General features: G+C 75.8%; 4 protein-coding genes. 2 read left to right on the top strand and 2 right to left on the bottom strand.

Annotated features, from left to right (window positions below; all coding sequences use genetic code 11):
- Together AB0O29_RS34865 and AB0O29_RS34860 are read left to right on the top strand one after the other, a co-directional pair.
- Positions 1 to 388 (top strand): tRNA-dihydrouridine synthase (locus tag AB0O29_RS34865; protein WP_365160162.1); only part of this gene is annotated, 388 nt, incomplete at its 5' end.
- A 121-nt stretch (positions 389 to 509) separates the two neighbouring features.
- Complete coding sequence (locus tag AB0O29_RS34860; protein ID WP_365160160.1) at positions 510 to 860, top strand: helix-turn-helix domain-containing protein; 351 nt, start codon at positions 510 to 512, stop codon at positions 858 to 860.
- Here AB0O29_RS34860 and AB0O29_RS34855 read toward each other — a convergent pair.
- On the bottom strand, positions 857 to 2,215 hold the full coding sequence (locus AB0O29_RS34855) for an FAD-dependent oxidoreductase (protein WP_365160157.1): 1,359 nt from the start codon (positions 2,213 to 2,215) through the stop codon (positions 857 to 859). The two genes, AB0O29_RS34860 and AB0O29_RS34855, sit on opposite strands and share 4 nt — an antisense overlap.
- Positions 2,216 to 2,269: 54 nt before the next feature.
- The coding region (locus AB0O29_RS34850) for a DUF305 domain-containing protein (protein WP_365160154.1) at positions 2,270 to 2,827 on the bottom strand (558 nt) is incomplete at its 5' end.

Here is a 2,827-nt window from a genome sequence, read left to right as displayed (position 1 = left end):
GTTCTTCCGGATCTCCGCCACGGACTGGCTGGAGCGGGACGGCTGGACCGCCGACGAGACGGTCCGGCTGGCCGCCCTGCTCCAGGAGCACGGGGTGGACCTGCTGGACGTCTCCACCGGCGGGCTCGCGCCCCGGGTGAAGATCCCGACGGGCCCCGGCTACCAGGTGCCCTTCGCCGCCCGCGTCAAGGACGAGACCACCCTGCCGGTGGCCGCGGTCGGGCTGATCACCGAGCCGGAGCAGGCGGAGAAGATCCTCGCCAACGGCGAGGCCGACGCCGTCCTCCTCGGCCGGGAGCTGCTGCGCGACCCGTACTGGGCCCGCCGCGCGGCCGCCGAACTGGGCGCGGAGCTGCCGGTTCCCGGCCCGTACCAGCGCGCCTGGTGAACGGCGTGCGGCTCGGGGCACCCGCCCCGTGCCGCACCCGGGCCGGTCGTACGAAGGTTCTCGTACCATGGGAACCCCCGGCCCGGGATCCCGGCCGGAACCCGAAGGAGCGGAGCAGGACATGACGGAACGTGACGCGCCCCGTGCCCTGGCCCACCCCGAGCGCGAGGAGATCCGCCTGGAGGGCGTCCTGCACGCCCTCTCCGACCCGCTGCGGCTCTCCATCGTCCGCGAACTGGCGGACCGGGAGGTCGAGCTGGCCTGCTCGGACTTCGTCCTGCCGGTCACCAAGTCCACGACGACCCACCACTTCCGCGTCCTGCGCGAGAGCGGCGTCGTCCGCCAGACCTACCGGGGCACGGCCAAGATGAACGGCCTCCGCCGCGAGGACCTCCAGTCCCTCTTCCCCGACCTCCTCGACACCCTCCTGACGGCGGCCGCCGCCCAGGAGTCGAGGCTCGGGGAGTCCTAGACCAGCCCCGCCGCCGTACGCAGGCCCGGCCAGTCGGGGATCTTGACCGAGCGGCGGCCCAGGGAACGGCCCAGTTCCGCCTCGGCCGCCTCGATCGAGAGCCAGCCCGGCCATTCCACCGGGCGCAGGCCCGCCGCGCGGAGGGCGTCCAGGGGGTCGCCGGGGAGGTCGCGGCGGGCCAGGGCGCCCGCGTCCTGGAGGAGGGAGGAGACCGTCTCCTTGGCGCAGGGGCGGTTGGTGCCGATCACCCCGGTCGGGCCGCGCTTGATCCAGCCCGCCACGTACTCGCCGACCGCGGCCCGCCCGGCGCGGACCACCCGGCCCGCCGCGTGCGGGACGGTGCCGGTGGCCGGGTCGAAGGGCAGTCCCGGGAGGGGGACGCCCCGGTAGCCCACCGAGCGCAGCACCAGCTCGGCGTCCACGTCCTCGAAGGCGCCCGTACCGCTCACCCCGCCCCGCCCGTCCGGCGCGGTCCGTTCGAAGCGCATCCTGCGGACCCGGCCGTCCGGCCCGCCCAGCACCTCCACCGGGCGCAGGTAGAAGCGCAGGGCGATGTCCCGCCCCGCCTCCCCGTCCGGCCCCGCCGCCCCGGCCCAGCCGCGCAGCGCCTCCAGGTTGCGCCGGGCCGCCGCCGGCAGGGCCTGGGCCGCGGCCGGGTCGGTGTACGCCGGGTCCAGGGCCAGCTCGGCGGGGTCCGTACGGACGTCCACCCCGGGCAGGGTGCCCAGCTCCCGGAGCTCCTTGGTGGTGAACTTGGCCTGCGAGGGGCCCCGCCGGGCCACCATCGCCACCCTGCGCACCCCGCTGCGCGCGAGCGCCCCCAGCGCCGGCTGCGGCATGTCGGTGGGCTCCAGCTCCGGCACGCCCCGGGCCAGGATCCGGGTCACGTCCACCGCGACGTTGCCCGCCCCGACGACCACCGCCGAGCGGACCCCGCCCAGGTCGAAGGAGCCGGCGTCCGGATGGCCGCTGTACCAGGACACGAAGGCCGTCGCGGAGTGCACCCCGGCCAGCTCCTCGCCCGGGATCCCGAGCGGCCGGTCCCGGGCGGCGCCCACGCAGTACACCACCGCGTGGTACAGCTCCAGCATCCGGGCTGTGGTCAGCGGACCGCCGCCGACCTCCACGTTCCCCAGGAAGCGGATCCGCTCGTCCTCCAGCACGCCGCGCAGGTTTCCGGTCAGCGATTTGATCTTCTCGTGGTCGGGGGCCACCCCGTACCGGACGAGGCCGTACGGAGCCGGCAGCCGGTCCAGCACGTCGACCCGTACGCCCGGGACCTCACGTTGCTCGACCAGTGTCTGTGCGGCGTAGACCCCACTGGGGCCCGAGCCGACGACGGCGACACGAAGCACGGCGGAACTCCCTCCCGCAGGTGCTCCCCAGCATGCCACCGGCCCCCGCGGCCGTCAGCCCATCGCGCGCATCCGGTGTATCTCCGCGCTCTGGACGGCCACCACCTCGTTCGCCATCTCCTCGACGGCGCCGTTGTTCCCCTGTGCGAGGGCCTCGCCGGCCATCGTCACCGCCCCCTCGTGGTGGGCGGTCATCAGCCGCAGGAAGAGCCGGTCGAAGTCCGCGCCGCGGGCGTCCGTCAGCTCCCGCAGCTGCTGTTCGGTGGCCATGCCCGGCATCGCGCCGTGGTCGTGCCCGCCGGGTTCGCCGTCCGGCGCCGGGTAGCGGGCCCGCCACTTCTCCATCGCCCCGATCTCGGGCCCCTGGGCGGCCGCGATCCGCTCGGCGAGCCGTTTCACCCCGTCCGCCGAGGCCCTTTCGGGGGCCAGGCCGCTCATCGTCAGGGCCTGCCGGTGGTGTTCGATCATGCGCCGGACGTACGCCCGGTCGGCGGCGTTGGGGCTGTCGTCCGGCCGCCGTTTCGCGGCCTGCCCGGGGGAGAGGGTCCGGGCGTCCTCGCCCGGCCGGCCCGGCGCGACGATCACCGGCGAGCCGCCGCCGGCCGCCCGCGG

Origin of the sequence: Streptomyces sp. NPDC089915, from assembly GCF_040684675.1 — a bacterium.
Lineage (GTDB): Bacteria > Actinomycetota > Actinomycetes > Streptomycetales > Streptomycetaceae > Streptomyces.
Note: the sequence above shows the minus strand (reverse complement) of the source record. Positions and strands in the feature narration are given on the sequence as shown.

What these genes read in the sequence shown, in the direction of transcription:
- AB0O29_RS34860 (WP_365160160.1), top strand. Translation starts at nt 510, where the DNA reads ATGACGGAACGTGACGCGCCCCGTGCCCTGGCCCACCCCGAGCGCGAG.